15 protein-coding genes are annotated in these 16274 nt (G+C 66.7%); 8 read left to right on the top strand and 7 right to left on the bottom strand.

Annotated elements, in window-relative coordinates; all coding sequences use genetic code 11:
- Nucleotides 1-7: 7 nt before the first annotated feature.
- From rfbA to ACZ5BM_RS09240, 5 genes are read left to right on the top strand one after another with little or no spacing between them, the layout of a single operon-like run.
- Nucleotides 8-883: a glucose-1-phosphate thymidylyltransferase RfbA gene (rfbA, locus tag ACZ5BM_RS09260; protein ID WP_498911563.1), complete on the top strand. Its 876-nt coding sequence runs from the start codon at nt 8-10 to the stop codon at nt 881-883.
- 22 nt (nt 884-905) lie between these two features.
- Nucleotides 906-1466 carry a dTDP-4-dehydrorhamnose 3,5-epimerase family protein gene (rfbC, locus tag ACZ5BM_RS09255; RefSeq protein WP_498907615.1) on the top strand — a complete coding sequence of 187 codons (561 nt, stop codon included), beginning with the start codon at nt 906-908 and terminating at the stop codon, nt 1464-1466.
- Nucleotides 1466-2371 (top strand): SDR family oxidoreductase, encoded by a 906-nt coding sequence (gene rfbD / locus ACZ5BM_RS09250; protein WP_498907614.1) that lies wholly within the window; start codon nt 1466-1468, stop codon nt 2369-2371. Before rfbC ends, rfbD begins: the two co-directional genes overlap by 1 nt.
- Before the next feature lie 18 nt (nt 2372-2389).
- On the top strand, nt 2390-3316 hold the full coding sequence (locus tag ACZ5BM_RS09245) for a glycosyltransferase family 2 protein (RefSeq protein WP_498907613.1): 927 nt from the start codon (nt 2390-2392) through the stop codon (nt 3314-3316).
- A gap of 11 nt (nt 3317-3327) precedes the next feature.
- On the top strand, nt 3328-3717 hold the full coding sequence (locus ACZ5BM_RS09240; RefSeq protein WP_498907612.1) for a hypothetical protein: 390 nt from the start codon (nt 3328-3330) through the stop codon (nt 3715-3717).
- 4 nt (nt 3718-3721) lie between these two features.
- Here ACZ5BM_RS09240 and ACZ5BM_RS09235 read toward each other — a convergent pair whose 3' ends face one another.
- The 4 genes from ACZ5BM_RS09235 to ACZ5BM_RS09220 all read right to left on the bottom strand — a co-directional run bounded on the left by ACZ5BM_RS09235 (nt 3722) and on the right by ACZ5BM_RS09220 (nt 8291).
- A complete protein-coding gene (locus ACZ5BM_RS09235; protein WP_498907611.1) occupies nt 3722-4651 on the bottom strand; it encodes a metallophosphoesterase family protein in 930 nt (309 codons plus the stop codon).
- 70 nt (nt 4652-4721) lie between these two features.
- Nucleotides 4722-5633: a beta/alpha barrel domain-containing protein gene (prpB, locus tag ACZ5BM_RS09230; RefSeq protein ID WP_498907610.1), complete on the bottom strand. Its 912-nt coding sequence runs from the start codon at nt 5631-5633 to the stop codon at nt 4722-4724.
- Nucleotides 5634-5643: 10 nt separating this feature from the next.
- Entirely contained in the window at nt 5644-6792 is a 1149-nt protein-coding gene (gene prpC, locus ACZ5BM_RS09225; protein ID WP_498907609.1) for a 2-methylcitrate synthase, read from the bottom strand.
- Nucleotides 6792-8291, bottom strand: a complete 1500-nt coding sequence (locus ACZ5BM_RS09220) for an MmgE/PrpD family protein (RefSeq protein ID WP_498907608.1) — start codon at nt 8289-8291, stop codon at nt 6792-6794. Before ACZ5BM_RS09220 ends, prpC begins: the two co-directional genes overlap by 1 nt.
- A 126-nt stretch (nt 8292-8417) precedes the next feature.
- Between ACZ5BM_RS09220 and ACZ5BM_RS09215 the strand changes: the two genes are divergently transcribed.
- A complete protein-coding gene (locus ACZ5BM_RS09215) occupies nt 8418-9221 on the top strand; it encodes a DODA-type extradiol aromatic ring-opening family dioxygenase (protein ID WP_498907607.1) in 804 nt (267 codons plus the stop codon).
- 52 nt (nt 9222-9273) lie between these two features.
- Here ACZ5BM_RS09215 and ACZ5BM_RS09210 read toward each other — a convergent pair whose 3' ends face one another.
- From ACZ5BM_RS09210 to ACZ5BM_RS09200, 3 genes are all read right to left on the bottom strand, one after another.
- Nucleotides 9274-10305, bottom strand: a complete 1032-nt coding sequence (locus tag ACZ5BM_RS09210) for an NAD(P)-dependent alcohol dehydrogenase (RefSeq protein ID WP_498907606.1) — start codon at nt 10303-10305, stop codon at nt 9274-9276.
- A gap of 128 nt (nt 10306-10433) precedes the next feature.
- A complete protein-coding gene (locus tag ACZ5BM_RS09205; RefSeq protein ID WP_498907605.1) occupies nt 10434-10841 on the bottom strand; it encodes a flagellar biosynthesis regulator FlaF in 408 nt (135 codons plus the stop codon).
- Nucleotides 10842-10912: 71 nt separating this feature from the next.
- A complete protein-coding gene (locus tag ACZ5BM_RS09200; RefSeq protein WP_498907604.1) occupies nt 10913-12400 on the bottom strand; it encodes a flagellin family protein in 1488 nt (495 codons plus the stop codon).
- Between the two features lie 175 nt (nt 12401-12575).
- On the opposite strand from ACZ5BM_RS09200, the gene ACZ5BM_RS09195 reads away from it, so the two are divergent.
- Both ACZ5BM_RS09195 and ACZ5BM_RS09190 read left to right on the top strand, forming a co-directional pair.
- The gene (locus ACZ5BM_RS09195; protein ID WP_498907603.1) at nt 12576-13526 is read left to right on the top strand and encodes a 2-hydroxyacid dehydrogenase; all 951 of its coding nucleotides are present in this window, start codon (nt 12576-12578) and stop codon (nt 13524-13526) included.
- Nucleotides 13527-13607: 81 nt separating this feature from the next.
- Nucleotides 13608-16268: a PAS domain-containing protein gene (locus ACZ5BM_RS09190; protein WP_498907602.1), complete on the top strand. Its 2661-nt coding sequence runs from the start codon at nt 13608-13610 to the stop codon at nt 16266-16268.
- Nucleotides 16269-16274: the final 6 nt, after the last annotated feature.

Below are 16274 nucleotides of genomic sequence, written 5' to 3'. Positions count from 1 at the left end.
CACCGGAATGAAGGGCATCCTGCTCGCAGGCGGCTCCGGCACCCGGCTGCATCCGATCACGCTGGCGGCGAGCAAGCAGCTGCTGCCGGTGTACGACAAGCCGATGATCTATTACCCGCTCAGCACGCTGATGCTGGCGGGCATCCGCGACATCATGATCATCTCGACCCCGGCCGATCTGCCGCAGTTCGAGCGTCTGCTGGGCGACGGGTCGCGTTTCGGCGTCCGGTTCGAATACCGCGTGCAGCCGAGCCCCGACGGCATCGTGCAGGCGTTCCTGATCGCCGATGACTGGCTCGGCAAGAGCCCCTGCGCACTGGCGCTGGGCGACAACCTGATCTTCGCCGACCATCTGGGCGTTCTGCTGCGTGCCGCCTCCGCACGTCCGGAAGGCGCCACCGTGTTCGCCTATCAGGTTCGCGATCCCGAGCGCTACGGCGTGGTGTCGTTCGACGAGAGCGGCCGCGCCCTCGAGGTGGTCGAGAAGCCGGCCAACCCGGCCAGCAACTGGGCCATCACCGGCCTTTATTTCTACGACAACCGCGTTCTCGATCTGGCCAAGAAGATCAAGCCGAGCCCGCGCGGCGAACTGGAGATCACCGATCTCAACCGGCTCTATCTCGAGGAGGGCACGCTGCACGTCGACCGTCTCGGCCGCGGCTGCGCCTGGCTCGATGCCGGCATGCCGGACAGCCTGATGCAGGCGGGCACCTTCGTGCAGACCATCCAGTCCCGCCAGGGCATGCTGGTCGGCTGCCCGGAGGAGGTCGCGTTCCGCATGGGCTTCATCGACGCCGCCCAGCTGCGCGATCAGGCGAAGAAGCTCAGCAAGACCGAACTCGGACGTCTGCTGCTCGAACTCGCCGACGGCGTGCACGCCTGAACCGCACGGAAAGAACGAACGCATGAAGGTCGAACGGCTCGCCATCCCCGAGGTGGTCCTGATCACGCCGCCGAAGTTCGGCGACGCGCGCGGCTTCTTCTCGGAGACCTACAACTATCCGCGTTTGAAGGAGGAGGCCGGCATCGACCTCGCCTTCGTGCAGGACAATCATTCGTTCTCGAAGCAGCGCGGCGTGGTGCGCGGCCTGCACTGCCAGCTCGACCCGCACGCCCAGGGCAAGCTGCTGCGCTGCTCCAAGGGCGCCATCTACGACGTGGCCGTGGACGCCCGCACCGGTTCTCCGACCTATGGCCAGTGGGTCGGCGCCGAGCTGACCGGCGACAACTGGGCCCAGCTCTGGATTCCGCCGGGCTTCCTGCACGGGTTCTGCACCCTGACCGACGATGTCGAGGTGCTCTACAAGTGCACGGATGTCTGGAACAAGGCGAGCGAGCGCGCCGTGATCTGGAACTGCCCCGAGATCGGCATCGACTGGCCGATCAAGCCCGAGGAAGCCCTGCTGTCGGAAAAGGACGCGGCCGCGCCGCACTTCTCCGAGGCTGCCGGCTGGTTCCAGTACTGATGGCGGCGCTTCCGGACGGCGGTCCGATCCTGGTCACGGGCGGCAACGGCCAGCTCGCGACCTCCCTGGTCCGGTTCGGCGGCGCGCGTATCCGACGCGTCGGCCGTCCGGACTTCGATTTCGATCGTCCGGAGACGATCGAGGCGTCGTTCCGCGCCATCCGGCCGTCGGCGGTGATCAACGCCGCCGCCTGGACCGCCGTGGATCTGGCCGAGACCGAGCAGGACGGCGCCGCACGCGCCAATCGCGACGGTCCGCGCCGTCTGGCCGAGCTCTGTGCCGAGGCCGGCATTCCACTGATCCACGTTTCCACCGACTACGTGTTCGACGGCGACAAGCGCGAACCGTATGTGGAAACCGATCCCACCTGCCCGACCGGCGTGTATGGCCGCACCAAGGCCGAGGGGGAGCAGGCCGTTCTCGCGGCCAATCCGCAGACCGTGGTGCTGCGCACCGCCTGGGTCTATTCGGCCTCCGGCAAGAACTTCGTCCGCACCATGCTGGGAGCCGGGGCGAAGAATCCGACCCTGAAGGTGGTGGGCGATCAGATCGGCTCTCCCACCTCCTCCGACGATCTGGCGGAAGCGATCCTGTCCATCCTGGCCACGATCGAGACCGGCGGCTGGAAGCCGGATTATGCCGGGCTGTATCACGCCACCGGGTCGGGCGAGACCTCCTGGCACGGCCTTGCCGTGGCGGCGCTGGAGCGCGCGGCCGAGCATGGCCAGCCCATGCCGGAGGTGCTGGCCATCCGCACCGAGGACTGGCCGACCCCGGCCAAACGACCGGCCGATTCCCGCCTAAATGGCAGCAAGCTGCATCGGGTGTTCGGCGTGCGTCTGCCGGACTGGCGTGCCAGCGTGTCGCGCACCGTGGACGAGCTGATGGGACGCTCGCCCGCATGATCCACGATCGCTGATCGCTTGGAGACTACCGGGCAGGTTTCCATCCTGCTCTCGACCTTCAATGGCGCTGCGTTTCTCCCGGCGCAGCTCGCCTCCTTCGGCACCCAGAGCTGGCGCGACTGGGTGCTGTACTGGCGCGATGACGGCTCCACCGACGGGACGCCCGATCTGTTGCGCGCCTTCGCAGCGGGCGACGGCAAAGGACGCTGCATCGAGATTGCCGATACCGCCGGCCATCTCGGCATCGCGGGCTCCTTCCTGACCCTGCTGCGCGCGGCCCCGCCCGATACCATCGCCGCTTTCGCCGATCAGGACGATGTCTGGCTGCCGGGCAAGATCGAGCGCGGCGTGGCGGCGCTGAGCGGGCTGCCGGAAACGCGTCCGGCCTTGTATTGCAGCCGTCAGACCCTGGTCGACGAGGAACTGTGCACGCTGGGCCTGTCTCCGCATCGCGGCGCACCGGCGGTGTTTCCGGCCGGCCTGACCCAGAACGTCGCCACCGGTTGCACCGTGATGCTGAACGGCGCCGCTGCCGCCCTGGTGCGCGCTTCGGACGCGCCGGACGGTACGCTGCATGACTGGTGGTCCTATCTCGTCGTCAGCGCCGCCGGCGGCGCTTTGATCAACGATCCTGTGCCGACCGTTCTGTATCGTCAGCACACGGCCAACGCCGTCGGCGCGCCGCATTCGGCGCTCAGCCGCGGCATCGCCGCGCTGCGACGCGGTCCGGATGCGTTCATGGGGCTGTTCCGCCGGCATGTCGCGGCCCTGCTGCGCACGCCGCGGCAATTGTCGCCGCAGGCGCTGCGCGATCTTCGAATGCTGGACCGGGCGCTGCAGGGCGGCCCGGTGGCACGCTTGCTGGCGATGGGGCGCGTCCGGCATCTGGTGCGACAAACCCGTCTGGAGACGGCCTTGTTCCGCCTCTGGTTCCTGCTCGGCTGAGGGAGAACGCGATGCGACGCGACCCGATCGGACTCGTCTGGCTGGCCGGGCTCGGCCTCGCCGTTCTGCTGACCGTGTATGGCCCGTCCGTCCTGGGCTTCGATCCGGGGCTGATCCTGAACCGGATCGGCGTCACGCTGCGCGGCCTGAGCGATCCGGCGCTGCGCATGGTCCGTGGGTTCGCCATTGCCGCGTTCGCGGTGTTCGTCGTGCTCTGCGTTCTGGCGCGCCGTCGCGGTCAGCCCGCCATGGCGATGGCGATCGTGGTGTCGGTCCTGTTCGTGATCCTGGCCGGCGGCCCGGGCGGCTGGAACACGCATCTGCACGACGCGCACTGGCCGGCGGCGCTGCTGGTGTCGCTGGTCGGCGCCCTGCTGATGACGGGGCGCCTGCGCCGCTGAGCGCTCAATCGTCGCGCCGGTCGACGCTCTTGAAGCCATAGGTCTCGTAGCGTGTGGTCAGACGGTTGTTGGCGACCTGCACCACCGTGAAACCCTCCGGCGTGCCCAGATGGGTGCCGTGCCACCAATTGCCGCTGACCGCGCCGCCGGTGATGAACGGGATGCCGCGCCAGAGCACGGTCTCGTTGACGTGCGTGTGACCCTGCAACACGCCGAGCACGTTGCGTCCGTAGAACAGCGCCAGCACTTCGGCCGCGTTGATCACGCTGAGCTTGTGCTTGCCGCAATCCGGAGACGGCGGCAGGTATTGCCCGTAGGCGGTGACCAGCGGGATGTGGCTGGCGACGATGATCGGCTGGCCCGGCGGCAATGTGTTCAACTCCGAAGCCAGCCACGCGATCTGCGCCGCGTTGATCCGGCCTTCGTAGTCGCGATCGTCGGTCAATCCGATCGAATCCAGCACGAAGAACTGCACGCCGCGATGGCGGAAGCCGTAATGCAGCGCGCCCCAATGGTCCTGGAAGTATTTCTTGCCGTAGAGCGGATCGCTCGGCAGCGCGCCGCTCTTGGGATAGACGCCGAAGCAGTCGTGATTGCCGATCATGTTGCGGATCGGCAGCGCCAGATCCTGTTCCGTCCGCTTGTACAGATCGGCCAGCATGTCCGCCCGTCCGCGTGCCACGCCCAGCGCGTCGAACACGTGGTCGCCGCCCTGGAGCACGAAATCGCCGCCGATCGCCCGGGCGCGCCGGAACGCGTCGGCGCAGCCGGCGGTGGCGTTCAGCTCGGGCTGGAGATGCGTGTCCGTGACGAACAGGAAGGAGAAGCTTTCATGCGGCAGCGGCGCGACGTCGGCGCGTGCAGCGCCGCCGATCAGGCCCAGAGTGGCGATGCCGCCGCCCAGAAGCGTGCGCCGTCCGATTGGCGTGGTCATGTCGCGGCTCCCGTTCGGTTCCGCGCCTGCATGCGCGCTGGGAGCCGGCGGGTAAAATGACGGTTTCGCGTCAGGACGGGTCCGGCAGCACTGTGCGGACGATGGAGGCGTCGAGCGCTTCGTAGTCGTCGTAGCCGATGGTGGCGTAGAGTTCGCGCCGCGTCTGCATGCGCGGCAGCATCGCCTCGGTCGAGCCGTCGCGCCGGATCGTCTCGTACAGCTCCTGCTGTGCCCTGTTGGCGACTCGCAAGGAACTGACCGGCCAGATCACCATCTTGTAGCCGAACTGCTCGAACGCCGCGGCGGTGAAGAACGGCGTGCGGCCGAACTCGGTCATGTTGGCGAGCAGGGGAACGCCCGGCATGCGTCGCGCGAATTCGCGGAACATCTCCGCGTCGAGCATGGCCTCGGGGAAGATCGCATCCGCACCGGCTTCGACGTAGAGTTTGGCGCGGGCGATCGCCGCGTCCATGCCTTCGGAAGCGGCGGCATCGGTGCGGGCGACCACCACCAGGTGGCGTCGCGCTTTTGCCGCCGCGGCGATTTTCACCGCCATGTCGGCCGGTGCGGCGAGTTTCTTGTCGTTCAGATGCCCGCATTTCTTGGGCAGGAGCTGGTCTTCCAGATGCAGCGCCGCAGCGCCCGCTTCCTCGAAGGCGCGCACGGTGTGCATTACGTTCAGCGCTTCGCCGTAACCCGTGTCGGCATCGACGAGAACCGGAAGGCCGGACGCGCGGGAGACCTGACGGATAAAGAAACACACCTCGTCCACGGTGATGATGCCCAGATCGGGCAGGCCCATGGAGGCGGTCATCGCGGCGCCGGACAGATAACAGCTTTCGAATCCTGCAGCCTTCGCCTGCAACGAGGCCTGACCGTTATGCGTGCCGGGAATCTGCAGAATGCCGTCGCGTTCGAGGAGGCGGCGGAAGCGAAGCCCTGCGGGTTCGGTCGGGAGATCCTGCGCGATGAGATAAGGCATGATTCTGTGCTCAACCGCGCGCGTCGAGCGGCACGAAGGGGAGGTTCTCCGGGCCGATATACTGCGCTGTCGGGCGGATGATCTTGTTGTCGGCGCGCTGTTCGATCGCGTGCGCGGCCCAGCCGGCCGTACGGGCCATCACGAACAGGGGCGTGAACATCGCGGTGGGAACGCCCATCGCGGCGTAGGACACGGCGGAAAACCAGTCCAGATTGGCGAACATCTTCTTGCTGTCGGCCATCACGCGTTCGATACGCTCAGCGACCAGAAACCGTGCGAGCGTGCCTGACTCTTCGGAGAGTTCGCGGGCGATCCGTTTGATCACCGCATTGCGCGGATCGCTGACGGTATAGACCGGATGTCCGAAGCCGATCACCACCTCCTTGCGGGCGATCCGCTCGGCGATATCCGCCTCCGCCTCGTCCGGCGTGGCGTAACGCGCCTGGATGTCGAGCGCGACCTCGTTGGCGCCGCCATGTTTGGGGCCGCGCAACGCGCCGATTCCTGCCGTTACCGCCGAATACAGATCCGAACCGGTACCGGCGACCACGCGTGCGGCGAAGGTGGAGGCGTTGAATTCGTGTTCCGCATACAGGATCAGGGAGATATGCATCGCGCGCACCCATCTCTCCGGCGGTTTCTCGCCGTGCAGGAGATGCAGGAAATGCGCGCCGATGCTGTCGTCATCGGTATCCACGTCGACCGAGACGCCGTTCTGCGTGGCGTGGAACCAGATCAGCAGCATGGAGCCGAGCGAGGCCAGCAAGCGGTCGGCGATGTCGCGCGCGCCGGCGAAATTGTGGTCGTCCCGTTCAGGAAGAACGCAGCCCAGCGCCGAAACACCCGTGCGCATCACGTCCATCGGGTGCGATGCGGCCGGCAGGTTTTCCAGAACGGCCCGCACCTGCGCAGGGACGCCGCGCAGACGCTTGAGCTTGCGCTTGTATGCGGCGAGTTCGGTACGGTTGGGCAACGAGCCGTGAACCAGAAGATGAGCGACTTCCTCGAACTCGCATTGTTCCGCAAGATCCAGAATGTCGTAGCCGCGATAATGAAGATCGTTTCCGGTGCGGCCGACCGTGCACAACGCCGTGTTGCCGGCGACCACGCCGGAAAGGGCGACGGATTTCTTCGGCTTCGGTGCCGTGTTCTCCGTCATCAGAAGATGCCCTTCTCACCGCGTTGTAGCGAGTCTCCGGGCAGGGCGATGGTGAGTTGCGACAGGTCCCGCGCGTCGAGGTCCGGCAGGCGCTGCACCAGGGAGAGATAGCGCTCCGACTCTGCCGGCTCGAGAATATCCCCGGTCAGGACACGGAATTTGCGAATGTAGTCCGCACGCTGCCAGGGCGTGCGGCCGAGCGTATGCGCGTTTGCGACGGCCAGTTCGCCGTCCACGACCGCGCCGTTGCGGAGCGTGATGACGATGCGACCGCCGAACGCCTTCACGGCGGGGTCTTCGGAATGGTAGCGCGCGGTCCAGTCCGGCGTTTCCACGGTGGAGATCTTGCGCCACAGAGCGACCGTATCCGGACGTCGCGCGCGCTCCGGCGCGTAGGAGCGCTCGTGGTGCCATTCGCCGTCCTGCAGCGCGACGGCGACGATATACATGATGGAATGATCGAGGGTTTCGCGCGATGCCTGCGGATCGAATTTCTGCGGATCGTTGGAACCGGTGCCGATCACGTAGTGCGTATGGTGCGAAGTCTCGATCAGGATGCTCTCGACATCGTCCCAGTTCTCGATGCGCTGGCCGAGATCGAAAGCCAGATCGATCAAGGCCTGGCTTTGATATTCGGCGGAATGTTCCTTGGTGTAGGTCGCGAGAATGGCGCGCTTCGGCTCGCCGGGTGCCGGAAGCGGCACGGTGTAGCGCGCGTCCCTGCCGTCCAGCATCCAGCTGATCACGCCGTCCTCGCCCTCGTAGATCGGGCTCGGCGCGCCCTCGCCGCGCAGGGCGCGATCCACCGCCTCGATCGCCAGCTTGCCGGCATGGCTGGGGGCGAACGCCTTCCAGGACGAGATCTCGCCTTTGCGCGACTGGCGTGTGGCCGTGGTGGTGTGCAACGCCTGCTGCACGGCCTGGAAGATGATCTCCGTCGGCAGGCGCAGCAGGGTTCCGATGCCAGCGGCTGCGGACGGGCCCAGATGCGCGACGTGATCGATCTTGTGCTTGTGCAGGGATATGCCGCGTACCAGATCGACCTGGATCTCGTAGCCCGTCGCGAGGCCGCGGACCAGCTCGGCGCCGGTGCAGCCGCATTGCTGCGCCACTGCCAGGATCGGCGGGATATTGTCGCCGGGATGGGAGTATTCCGCCGCGAGAAAGGTGTCGTGGTAATCCAGCTCCCGCACGGCGGTGCCGTTGGCCCACGCGGCCCACTCCGCATGCACGCGCACATCCGGGCCGCAGCCGAACACGGTGGCGCCGCCGGGACGGGGATGCGCCAGCGCCTGATCGCGCGCCGTGACCACCGGATGCCGGTTCGCCGACGCGATCGCCACGGCGGCATTGTCGATCAAACGGTTGACGATCATCTCCGCGACGTCGTGTTCCACGGCCACGGGATCGGAGGCCACAGTCGCGATCTTCCAGGCGAGCTGGTTTTCGCGCGGCAGGCGATCGCTTTCAGGATGAACGCGCACCTCGTGGGAAATCATCGGCAAATCCTGGAGCCGTGGGAACTGATCGCGACTATCCGCCGTGCGACGCGGACGGCAAAGCCCCGCCCCTGCATTTTCCTGTGATGCTGCAACGCACAAATGAATGTGACGTGGCGTTGCCGGATGATCTCTTCCGTTCCGGCGGGACGGCACCAGCTTCAGGCCATGCAGCCGACATTCCTCATCAACCACGGCGGCGCTCCATGCTTCTTTCTCGAACCCGGTCCCATACGCGACGCGTGGAGCGATCTGGAAACCCATCTCCGTGGCTTCGAGGCGGCGCTGGATGCGAAGCCGTCGGTGATCCTGGTCGTATCGGGTCATTGGGACGAGGCGGTGCCGACGGTCAACAGTGCCGCCGCGCCGGACTTGCTGTTCGATTACAGCGGCTTCCCGCCGCACACCTATGCGCTGCAATGGAATGCTCCGGGCGTGCGCCGCTTGCTGCGGGATCAGGGCACTCCCAACGGAGAAACGAGCCGGCGTGGCTGGGACCATGGCGTCTTCGTGCCGTTGAAGGTGGCGTTTCCGTCCGCCGAGATCCCGACGCTTCAGCGGTCCATGCAGAGCCATCTTGATCCGGCTGGGCATCTGGCGATCGGCCGGGCGTTGACGCTGCTGCGGCGGGAGAACGTGCTGATCCTCGGCAGCGGGCAGACCTATCACAACATGCGCGGATTCCGCGGCGCGGCTGGTGGCGCCGATGCCCGGGCAGAGGCCTTCGACGCATGGCTGCGTACGGCGATGACGAATGGCGACATGCGGGACGATGCGCTGATCGGCTGGGCGACGGCACCCGGCGCGCGCGACGCCCAGCCGCACGAGGACCACTTGCTGCCGCTGATGGTGGCGTCCGGCGAACCCGGCCGCTTGATGTTTCATGGCCGGGGTTTCGGCAAACCCTTGTCGGGTTTCCGTTTCGGTTAAGGACGGGTCTGCCCGGGGGGGAGGGGGACGCCAGGCCCCCGGGCAGACCGGCCTAGAGGCGAACGACTGGCTTGAGTTGTGCCGGATCGTGCGTGGCGTCCAAGGCGTCCTGGGTGTGGTCGAGGTCGAACACGCTGGTGATCATGCCGTCGAGGTCGACGGCACCGCTGGCGGCCAGATGGACTGCGGCAGGCCAGGTATCGGCATAGCGGAACGTACCGGTCAGGGTGATCTCCCGCACCTGGATGATGGAAACGGGTAGCGGAATTTCGTCCGCACCCATTCCGACCAGCACGGCATGACCGCCGCCGCGAACCGCCCGGATGCCGGACTGCACCGCGCGGGCGGCGCCGGAGCAGTCGATGAAGGCATCCACGTCCAGCGTCTCGACGCTTTCCTGCGACGGGTCGATCGTTCTGGTCGCGCCGAAACGAAGGGCCGTCTCGCGTCTGGCCGGCATCAGATCGGTGACGATCACCTCTGCCGCGCCGAAGGCCCGGGCGCACTGCGCCGTCATCACGCCGATCGGACCTGCTCCGGCGATCAGAACGCGCGATCCCGGCACGATCGCCGCCTTTCGGCACGACCAGATCCCGACAGAAAGCGGCTCGAACAGGGCGGCCGCATCGTCCGACACCGTGTCGGGAACGGCGTGGGCGAACATGTCCTGGATCGCCACGTAATCCTGGAACGCACCGTCGATCGGCGGCGTGGCGTAGAATTCCATCTTCGGGCAGAGATTGTAGCGGCCGGCCAGGCACTGCGCACAGCGTCGGCACGGACGCTGCGGTTCGATCGAGACGCGCTGGCCGAGCCTGGACCGGGACACATCGGTACCGACGGCGACGATGCGGCCCGATACCTCATGACCGAGCACCAAAGGCCGTTCGACCACGAAATCGCCGATACGGCCTTCGCGGTAATAATGCACGTCAGAGCCGCACACGCCGACCGACGCGACCTTCACCAGCACCTCGTCTGCCGCCAGGGTCGGAACCGGACGGTCTTCCATCCGGACGACGCCCTTTTCCATCAGAACCGCCGCCCGCATGCGGTCCGGGATGTTCGTGTCTGCCGTGGTCATGGATCGTTTTCCTCCTCGAGCCCCCGTTGTGCGACTATGGGGCTCGGCTTGGAAAGGGTTGGACGTTTTTTCCAGGACGCTTGTCGTGGTTTCGCGAGATTGTGGGGGACCGGGGGTTTCCGATGGTCTCAGGCCAGCGCGTGGGCGGGTGCGGACATGGTGCCGGCCATGACCGGTGCCGGCATCGCCGGGTCCGAACGCTCCGGGCGCTCAAGTCCATCGGCCATGTCGGTGTTGACCTGAACCAGAGGCGCCAGTGGCAGGTCGTTCAGCACTGCCTTGGTGGAGTAATTCAGGGAGAACACGGCCAGACGGAGCAGATCGTCGCGAAGAATTTGCGGCAACGCACAGCTCGGGCTGGTCACTTCGCGATAAACACCCGACCATACCCGATGATTGATGTTGAGCGCGTTGTTCCGGTCGGCCTTGTTGGACGCTTCCTTCAAGGTCCGTGCGGTCAGGCGGAACGCCATCGCCTCTTCCTCACGCGGTGACAGGGCGGGGGAGCGGGCGGAGTAGGCGGAATAGCCCTTCATGGCTTCGATTCCTCAAAACGGTTCGTCAAAACCGCCCGCCCCGATAGGCGGGGACGGGCGGTGAAGCGATATCAGCGGAACAGCGACATCAGCGACGAAGACTGCGAGTTCGCGATCGACAGCGACTGGATGGCGAGCTGCTGCTTGGTCTGCAGCGAGGTCAGCTTGGCGCTTTCCGCCGACAGGTCGGCATCGGTCAGCGCGCCTTCGCCGGTGGTCAGCGCGTCGCTCAGCGACGACACGGTGCTCTGGAGACCGGTCAGCTGGTTGGTGGAGGAACCCAGCGAGGAGCTGATCTTGTTCATGGACGTGATGGCGGCATTCACGGCCAGCAGCGCGTAGGTGGAGCCGGAGGTGTTGGTCGCCTTGGCATTGGCGTCGGAGGCGACGGTGACGGCCGCGCCGTTGACGGAGTCGAGGTTGCCGCCGGCGATCTGGAGGTCGCCCGTCGTGGAGTCCTTGGAAACGCCGAAGCCCTGGTTCTGCACCGCCGCCATCATCTTGTTCGCCGTCGTGCTCGCCGAGTCGGTGGACTTGGTCGCGACTTCGACGAAGGTGCTCTTGGCGGTGATGTTGCCGTTCTGGTCCATGCCGGTGGACACGCTGACGCTCATGTTGCCGCTGGCGTCCTGGCCATAGCTCAGGGTCTGGGCGGCGCCCGTCGTGTTGTTGGTGATGACCATGTTGGTCATGCCGCTGCTGTCCACGCTCGACGTGGCGGTGAAGCCGCTGCCGATGGTGACCGTCGGTGCCCCGCCCATGGTCGTCTGGTTGAAGGCGAAGGTGAATGCCTTGGTGGCCGTGTTGCCGGTGCCCTGGGTGTTGGCCTTGTTGTTGATCGCGGTGGTCAGCGCGGTCTCGCCGGCATCGTTGCCGCCGGTGGCGGATGCGACCTCGAACGTCAGGGAGTTCGCCTGATTGGTCGCGGATCCGGTGCCGCTGGCGACCGAGCTCGTCTGCAGCTTCAGGCTGTCGCCGGCGGCGAGGCCCGCGGTGCCGATCGAGATGTCGAGGCCGCTCTGGTTCACGTTGAGGCCGCTCAGACCCAGGCCGGCGGAGGTGGCGTTGTAGCCGGTCTGGGTGAACAGCGTGCCGTTCACGTCCTGGGCGGCGGTGGCCTTGGTGGAGGTGACGCCGTTGCCGATCGCACCGGCCAGCAGGTTGGCGCCCTTGAAGGTGGCGCCGTTGGCGGCCGCGTCGATCTGGCTCAGCGTCTTGTTGATGGTGTCGTTCATCGTCGAGGCATCGAGATTGCCGGTCTGGCCTTCGGTGAGCGACTGGGACAGGGTGGACAACAGGTTGGAGATGGTGGCGCCCTGCGTGGAAGCCATGCTCACGACCTGGGATGCGGTCTGCAGACCGGTGGACACGCCGGACAGGGCGGAGATCTGCGAGTTCATGGTCTGCGAGATGGCGTAGATCGCCGGGTCGTCGGACGCGCCGTTGACCTTCTTGCCAGTGGAGATCTGGTTTTCGGTCATGGTGAGCGCGGCATTGGTGCTGCGCAGGCTGGCGAGCGCCGCCATGGACGCGGTATTGGTATTGATGGAAAAGGCCATGATCGTTTTCCTTCGAGATTACTTCGGCATGATCGTGAGCCTTTGGGGTTAAGCGCAGGTTAACGGCTGCGAAGAGTCTCGTGTCCGTCGTGGAACAATCTGCGTGCGCGGGTTGAATTCGGTCCTGGTGCGGGCTTTTCTGCCTTTTCTCATCGCGAGAAGGGATCCGGTGCCGATGAGCCTGCCCGTTCTGTTGCAGCTTTGTCCGATGCTGCCTGCCACCGAAGATGTCCTGCGTGCTCGCTATACCGTGCTGCGCATGCCGCCGCCCGGCGCCTCCGAGGCCGAGCGGTCGCATTGGCTCGACACCGAAGGACCGGCCGTGCGCGTGGTGCTAACCGGCGGCCATCTCGGCATCGACACGGTGCTCGCGCGGCGGCTGCCGCAGCTCGGCCTCGTCGCGGTGAACGGCGTCGGCTACGACCGGATCGATCTCGATGCCATGCGCGCGCTTGGCATCGCCGTCTCCAACACGCCCGACGTGCTGACCGACGACGTGGCCGATCTGGCGATCGCCTTGATGCTGAACGCGATGCGGGCACTGCCCGCCGCCGAAGCGCTGGTGCGGCGCGGTGACTGGCCGCGCGAGCAGCCGCCGCTCGCACGGCGTGCCTCGGGCCTGAATTACGGCATCATCGGGCTTGGCCGGATCGGGCAGGCCATTGCCCGCCGTCTGGCCGGTTTCGGCGGACGCATCGCCTATACCGGCCCGAACCGCAAGGCGAGCGAACACCGGTTCCACGAGCGGCTGATCGATCTGGCGCAGGAGTCCGACGTGTTGTTCGTCGCCACCGCCGCCACGGACAGCACGCGCGGCATGGTGGATCGCACGATCCTGGACGCGCTCGGTCCGCGTGGCGTCCTGGTCAATGTGGGGCGCGGTTCTGTCGTGGATGAGCCGGCCTTGATCGAGGCGCTGGTCGAAGGGCGTCTGGGGGGCGCCGGCCTGGACGTGTTCGCGCACGAGCCCGACGTGCCCGAGGCCTTGCGCGCTCTGCCCACCGTGGCGCTGGCGCCGCATGTCGGCAGCGCCACGGTGGAAACCCGCGCCGCCATGGGCCAGCTCATGCTGGACAATGTGGACGCTTTCCTGGCCGGCCGACCGTTGCCCAGCCGTGTCGTCTGAACTTGCCCGGATGCGGCGCCGCCGCTAGATCGGCGATCATCCGCATCCCGTCTCCCACGGGCAGCGCCGGCGAGTAGAATCGTGTCCGATCCAAACGATCCCCTGTCGCGCCGCCGCCTGATCGGTGAGCCGCCTCTTGCCGCCGAGGACCCGGAGCTGGTGCGTCTGCGCCGGCGCGAGCGTGCGCTGGAAACCGCCAACACCGCGCTCCGCGTGCTTCTGGCCAGCCAGCCGTCCGGCCGTGGCGATCGCGGGGGCGCGTCTCTGGGCGACGACCACGCGCTGCTGTCGGCGACGGTGGAGAAAGCCCGCTCCGCCATGGTGGTGACCGATCCCACTCTGCCGGACAATCCGATCGTCTTCGCCAACAAGGCGTTCCGCACCCTGACCGGCTATTCGGCCGAGGAGGTGATCGGCCGCAACTGCCGCTTCATGCAGGGCCCCGGCACCGATCCTGCGGGGATCGCCGCGATGGCCGACGCGATCCGCAACCGTCACGACGCGACCATCGATCTGCTGAACTACCGCAAGGACGGTTCGAGCTTCATCAACGAGCTGTTCATCAGCCCGGTCTTCGGGCCGGACGGCGATCTGCGCTATTTCTTCGGTTGCCAGACCGATGTGACCCAGCTGCGCAATGCATCCGAGCGTCTGGTGGGGGCCGAGCATCGCTGGCGCCAGCGCTTCGAGCGCCTGCAGGAAGGGTTCCTGGTCGGCGAGATGCTGTGGGATGCCAGCGGGGAGCCGCAGGATTTCCGCTATCTCGAGGTCAACGACGCCTGGGGGCGTCTGACGGGTCTTCCGATCGAAACCACGCTTGGCCGACCGAACAGCGAGGTTCTGCCCGAACTCGAATCGGAATGGCTGGACGATTTCGCCGCCGTGGCCTTGTCGGGCGAACCGCGTACGGAAACGCGCTGGGTCCGCGCTCTGGGGCGGGCCTACGAAGCGCGCATATTCCGGCCCGAGCCGGGCCAGTTCGCGGTTCTGTTTCAGGATGTGAGCCTGCGACTGCGCGAGGAAGCCCGGCGCGACGTCCTGCTGCAACTGAGCGATATCCTGCGCGAAGAAAACCATCCCGACGAGCTCGCGCATCGCGCCGCGGCCCTGCTGGGGCAGAAGCTCGGGGTCAGCCGCGCCGGTTACGGTACCATCGATCTGGCGACCGAAACCATCCTGATCGCGCCGGACTGGCGCGGGCCCGGCATCCGTTCGATCGCCGGAACGCTGCGCTTTCGCGACTACGGTTCCTATATCGACGACCTGAAAAAAGGCGTCACGGTCGTCATCGACGATACGCGCCTCGATCCCCGCACCGCGGTGAACAGCGCCGACCTGGAAGCGATCAGCGCGCGCTCCTTCATCAACATGCCGGTCACGGAGGAAGGCGGTTTCGTGGCCTTGTTGTTCCTGAACAACGACGTGCCGCGCGCCTGGACCGAGGACGAGATCTCGCTGATGCGCGAGGTCGCCGAACGCACCCGCGTGGCGGTGGCCAGGCGTCGCGCGGAACGCGATCTGCGGCAGTTGACCGCTTCGCTCGAATCTAAGGTCGAAGCGCGGACCGCGGCGCTGCTGGCGGCGGAGGAGCAGTTGCGCCAGAGCCAGAAGATGGAAGCGGTGGGCCAGCTCACCGGCGGAATCGCCCATGACTTCAACAATCTGCTGACCGGGATTTCCGGCAGTCTCGAGCTGCTGACCGTTCGGCTGGCGCAGGGCCGGTTGAGCGAGCTCGGCCGCTACGCTGCCGCCGCTCAGGCCGCCGCCCAGCGGGCCGCTGCGCTGACGCACCGGCTGCTGGCCTTCTCGCGCCGGCAGACACTGGACCCCAAGCCCACCGCCGCCGATGTTCTGGTCGACGGCATGGAGGAGATGATCCGGCGAACCGTGGGGCCGGCGATCGAGATCGTGGTCAGGCATCCGGCCGGTCTGTGGCCGGCGATCGTGGACCCGAACCAGCTCGAGAACGCGCTCCTGAACCTGTGCCTGAACGCGCGCGACGCCATGCCCGACGGCGGCTGCATCACCATCGAGACCGAGAACGCGGCGCTGGAAGCGGCCGCTGCCCGCGCGCGCGATCTGCCGGCGGGCGACTACGTCTCGCTCTGCGTGATCGATACCGGTACGGGCATGACGCCGGATGTGATCGCCCGCGCTTTTGATCCGTTCTTCACCACCAAGCCGCTGGGTCAGGGGACCGGGCTCGGTTTGAGCATGATCTACGGTTTCGTGCGCCAGTCGGGCGGACAGGTGCGGATCACATCGGAGCCGGGACAGGGCACCACGATGTGCCTTTATCTGCCGCGCCATCACGGCAGCCTGGATGGGCATGGCCCGCAGCTTGCGGCTGGCACGCCGCAGCGTGCGGAGCAGGGCGAGACCGTGCTGGTGGTCGATGACGAACCCAGTGTCCGCATGCTGGTGACAGAGGTACTGGAAGAGCTCGGCTACGTGGCGATCGAGGCGGAAGACGGGGGTGCCGGGCTCCAGGTGCTGCAATCGGGCGCCCGGGTCGACCTTCTGGTGACGGATGTGGGGCTGCCCGGCGGGATGAACGGACGGCAGGTGGCGGATGCGGCGCGGATCCTGCGCCCGGATCTGAAGGTGCTGTTCATCACCGGCTATGCCGAGAACGCCGTGGTGCAGAACGGCCATCTGGAGCCGGGCATGCATGTCCTGACCAAGCCGTTCACCATCGATCTGCTGGCCGACAGGATCAGGAGCCTGATCGAGACGCCGTGACGGCGC

It is taken from the genome of Lichenicola sp. GTC18331, from assembly GCF_055386855.1.
This window is presented reverse-complemented; position numbering and strand designations above follow the sequence as displayed.

Coding starts and splice junctions, on each gene's coding strand:
- rfbA (WP_498911563.1), top strand. CDS start 8: ATGAAGGGCATCCTGCTCGCAGGCGGCTCCGGCACCCGGCTGCATCCG.
- rfbC (WP_498907615.1), top strand. CDS start 906: ATGAAGGTCGAACGGCTCGCCATCCCCGAGGTGGTCCTGATCACGCCG.
- rfbD (WP_498907614.1), top strand. CDS start 1,466: ATGGCGGCGCTTCCGGACGGCGGTCCGATCCTGGTCACGGGCGGCAAC.
- ACZ5BM_RS09240 (WP_498907612.1), top strand. CDS start 3,328: ATGCGACGCGACCCGATCGGACTCGTCTGGCTGGCCGGGCTCGGCCTC.
- ACZ5BM_RS09235 (WP_498907611.1), bottom strand. CDS start 4,651: ATGACCACGCCAATCGGACGGCGCACGCTTCTGGGCGGCGGCATCGCC.
- prpB (WP_498907610.1), bottom strand. CDS start 5,633: ATGCCTTATCTCATCGCGCAGGATCTCCCGACCGAACCCGCAGGGCTT.
- prpC (WP_498907609.1), bottom strand. CDS start 6,792: ATGACGGAGAACACGGCACCGAAGCCGAAGAAATCCGTCGCCCTTTCC.
- ACZ5BM_RS09220 (WP_498907608.1), bottom strand. CDS start 8,291: ATGATTTCCCACGAGGTGCGCGTTCATCCTGAAAGCGATCGCCTGCCG.
- ACZ5BM_RS09215 (WP_498907607.1), top strand. CDS start 8,418: ATGATCTCTTCCGTTCCGGCGGGACGGCACCAGCTTCAGGCCATGCAG.
- ACZ5BM_RS09210 (WP_498907606.1), bottom strand. CDS start 10,305: ATGACCACGGCAGACACGAACATCCCGGACCGCATGCGGGCGGCGGTT.
- ACZ5BM_RS09205 (WP_498907605.1), bottom strand. CDS start 10,841: ATGAAGGGCTATTCCGCCTACTCCGCCCGCTCCCCCGCCCTGTCACCG.
- ACZ5BM_RS09200 (WP_498907604.1), bottom strand. CDS start 12,400: ATGGCCTTTTCCATCAATACCAATACCGCGTCCATGGCGGCGCTCGCC.
- ACZ5BM_RS09195 (WP_498907603.1), top strand. CDS start 12,576: ATGAGCCTGCCCGTTCTGTTGCAGCTTTGTCCGATGCTGCCTGCCACC.